A 3,814-nucleotide genomic window follows, 5' to 3' on the forward strand; every position below is an offset into this window, starting at 1 on the left:
GCATCGACGCCGACTACAACGCCGGACGCTGGACCAGCTGGGGCGAGGTCCCCGGCGGCGCCGTCGGCGCCAAGACCATCACCGCCACCAGCACCGGCTGACCTTCACGCCCCCTCGGTCTTGGCGGGCCCAGACCTGCCAGAGGCGGGAACGGACACGCCCGACCGGTGGTCGGCAGCGAGTGGCGCCCCTGCGGCGCCACTCGCACCGGGTCCATCGCCTTCCGCGACGCCTTCCCCAGCGATGACATCCAGCCCATCGGTGTCTCATTGATCAATTGACCTTGCGTCACTTCGAATGTTCCGGTGGGGTGAGTGATCGAACTGATCACCTGCCCCACCGGTCCTACGTGCACCATGCCGATCCCAGGGGGGATTTCCATGCTCGGCACCACCTCTGCCCGCACGCGCCGTACCGGTGCGCTGGCCGCCGCCACCGCGGTGGTCGGTGCGCTGGCCACCTTCTCCGCCGCGCCGGCCAACGCCGTCGTCGGTGACCAGGCGGCGGACGGCGCGTACGCCTACACCGCCAAGCTCACCATCGGCGACAACGTCCGCGCCTGCACCGGCGCCCTCGTCGACCGCAACTGGATCATCACCGCCGCCAGCTGCTTCGCCGACGACCCCGCCCAGCCCCAGAACCTCACCGCCGGCGCACCCAAGTGGCGCACCACCGCCACCATCGGGCGCACCGACCTGACCACCGGTGCCGGTCAGCAGGCCGACGTCGTCGAGCTGGTGCCGCGTCAGGACCGCGACCTGGTGATGGCGCGCCTGGCCACCCCGGTCGACGGCATCGCCCCGCTGGCCCTCGCCGCCACCGCGCCCACCACCGGTGAGAGCCTGCGCGTGCCCGGCTACGGCCGCACCAAGACCGAGTGGGTGCCCCTCGCGCTCCACACCGGCTCGTTCACCGTCGACGCCGTCACCGCGAGCGCGGTGAGCACCACCGGCACCGCCGGCGCCTCGATCTGCAAGGGCGACACCGGCGCCCCCACCATCCGCGAGGTCAACGGCAAGGCCGAACTCGTCGCCGTCGCCTCCCGCTCCTGGCAGGGCGGCTGCTTCGGCAGCACCGAGACCCGCACCGGCGCCTCCAGCACCCGCACCGACGACCTCACCGCCTGGGTGAAGGGCGTGAAGGCGTCGCGGCCTGCGAGCAGGCTGTTCGCCGTCGGCGGCGACGACCAGATCTGGACCAACGAGGGTTCCTACAACTCGAACGTGTGGGGGGTCTTCGACGCGGTGCCCGGCAGCGGCGGCACCCGGCAGGTCAGCGCGGTCGCCATCGGCAACACCGTGCGCCTGTTCACCGTCGGGGCCGACCAGCGCATCTGGACCACCACCGGCGACTACACCGCCGGCACCTGGAGCACCTTCGAGGCCCTCCCCAGCAGCGCCATCCGGCAGGTGACCGCCGTCGCCGTCGGCAACACCGTGCACCTGTTCGCCATCGGCGGCGACCAGCGCATCTGGACCAGCGACAGCACCGACGGGGGCCCCTGGAGTACCTTCGAGGCCCTCCCCAGCAGTGGCATCCAGAGCATCACCGCCACCGCCGTCGGCAACACCGTCCGGCTGTTCGCCATCGGCGGCGACCAGCGCATCTGGACCACCACCGGCGACTACACCGCCGGCACCTGGAGCACGTTCGAGGCCATTCCGAGCAGCGCCATCCAGCACATCACGGCCACCACCGTCGGCAACACCGTCCGGCTGTTCGCCATCGGCGGCGACCAGCGCATCTGGACCACCGACAGCACCAACGGCGGTCCCTGGACCACCTTCGACGCCGTTCCCAACGCCACCGGCGTCAAGCAGGTGAGCGCCACCACCATCGGCGACACCGTCCGGCTGTTCGCCATCGGCGGGGAGAACCGGATCTGGACCGCCGACAAGAAGGCGGACGGCAGCTGGACCACCTTCTACGCCGTCCCCAGCAGCGGCATCCAGAGCATCACCGCCACTCCGACGGGCTGACTCCGCATCATCCAGCCGAACCGGTGGGGCAGATGATCACATCGATTGCCTGCCCCACCGGCACCAGTCACCATTCCGATCCCAGGGGGACCTCCATGCTCAGCACCACCTCTGCCCGCACGCGCCGTACCGGTGCGCTGGCCGCCGCCACCGCGGTGGTCGGTGCGCTGGCCACCTTCTCCGCCGCGCCGGCCGGTGCCGTCGCCAGCGACCCGGCGGCGGACGGCGCGTACGCCTACACCGCCAAGCTCACCATCGGCGACAACGTCCGCGCCTGCACCGGCGCCCTCGTCGACCGCAACTGGATCATCACCGCCGCCAGTTGCTTCGCCGACGACCCCGCCCAGCCGCAGAACCTCACCGCCGGCGCACCGAAGTGGAAGACCACCGCCGTCATCGGCCGCACCGACCTCACCACGAGCGGCGGCAAGACCGCCGAGATCAGTGAGCTGGTGCCGCGTCAGGACCGCGACCTGGTGATGGCGCGCCTCGCCACCCCGGTCGACGGCATCGCCCCGCTGGCCCTCGCCACCACCGCGCCCACCACGGGCGAGAGCCTGCGCGTGCCCGGCTACGGCCGCACCAAGACCGAGTGGGTGCCCCTCGCGCTCCACTCCGGCGTCTTCACCCTCGACAACGTCAAGCCCACCGGCATCGACACCACCGGCACCGCCGGCGCCTCGATCTGCAAGGGCGACACCGGCGCCCCCACCATCCGCGAGGTCAACGGCAAGGCCGAGCTCGTCGCCGTCGCCTCCCGCTCCTGGCAGGGCGGCTGCTTCGGCAGCACCGAGACCCGCACCGGCGCCTCCAGCACCCGCACCGACGACCTCACCGCCTGGGTCCAGCAGGTCCGCGGCACCTCGGTCGGCTGGAAGACCCAGGCCCTGGTCAAGGGCAGCACCAACCTCTACCAGGCCGCCCGCCTCTACGACGGCTCCTGGACCCCGTTCGAGGATGTCCAGGCCAAGGCCGGCAGCATCGGCGGCGTGCGCACCGTCGCGACCGCCGGCATCAACGGCGACACCCACGTCGTCGCCCTCGGCGCGAACGGCCACCTGTACCACACCATCCGTCACCTCGACGGCAGCTGGAGCCAGTTCGGCGACCTCAACACCAACGTCGGCGACCTCGGCAACATCACCCAGGTCGCCATCGCCTCCACCGGCGCCAACCTGGAGGTCGTCGTCCTGGCCGACGGGCAGCTCTTCCACACCGTCCGCTACGCCGACGGCAACTGGAGCGGCTTCGGCAAGGTCTTCGAGGCCGCCGGCCCCCTGAGCGGCGTCACCACCCTCGCCACCGCCGGAGCGGGCGGGGACCTCCAGGTCGCCGCCGTCGCGAACGGGCAGGTCTACCACACCATCCGCTCCGGCTCCACGGGCAGCTGGTCCGCCTGGGGCGCGGTCGCCGGCGCCGCCGGCGCCACCGCGCCGGTCACCTCGCTCGCCATGGCCCGCCAGGGCGACGACATGAACCTCGTCGTCGTCACCGACACCGGCGCCCAGCTCCACACCATCCGCTACGCCAACGCCACCTGGCAGCCCTTCGGCTCCGTGAGCAGCGTGATCGGACAGGTCACCGCCACCTCGGTCAGCGCCGCCCCCGTCGACGGCGACGCCCGGTTCGCCATCACCACCAGTGACAACCGCGTCCTGACCACCGCCCGCCTCGCGGACGGCAACTGGACCGCCCCGCAGGCCCTGGACCTGACGGCCGTCACCGGCAACCACACCGGCACCGCCATCACCGGCACCCTCTAAACAGCCTCGGAGGGGGGGGGGGGGCGGGCGGGCGGCCCCCCCCCCGGGCGAGGCCCCCGGGCCCACCCGCGG

At 72.4% G+C, this 3,814-nt stretch carries 2 protein-coding genes; both read left to right on the forward strand.

The window, feature by feature from the left end; genetic code table 11:
- Window positions 1–380 precede the first annotated feature (380 nt).
- Window positions 381–1,979: a trypsin-like serine protease gene (locus ACFVYI_RS40290; RefSeq protein ID WP_387894775.1), complete on the forward strand. Its 1,599-nt coding sequence runs from the start codon at window positions 381–383 to the stop codon at window positions 1,977–1,979.
- 95 nt (window positions 1,980–2,074) lie between these two features.
- Window positions 2,075–3,742, forward strand: coding sequence for a trypsin-like serine protease (locus tag ACFVYI_RS40295; protein WP_387894777.1), 1,668 nt, complete (start codon window positions 2,075–2,077; stop codon window positions 3,740–3,742).
- The last annotated feature ends 72 nt before the right edge of the window (window positions 3,743–3,814 follow it).

It is taken from the genome of Kitasatospora sp. NPDC058218, assembly GCF_042882445.1.
GTDB lineage: Bacteria > Actinomycetota > Actinomycetes > Streptomycetales > Streptomycetaceae > Kitasatospora.

What these genes read in the sequence shown, in the direction of transcription:
- ACFVYI_RS40295 (WP_387894777.1), top strand. Translation starts at nt 2,075, where the DNA reads ATGCTCAGCACCACCTCTGCCCGCACGCGCCGTACCGGTGCGCTGGCC.
- ACFVYI_RS40290 (WP_387894775.1), top strand. Translation starts at nt 381, where the DNA reads ATGCTCGGCACCACCTCTGCCCGCACGCGCCGTACCGGTGCGCTGGCC.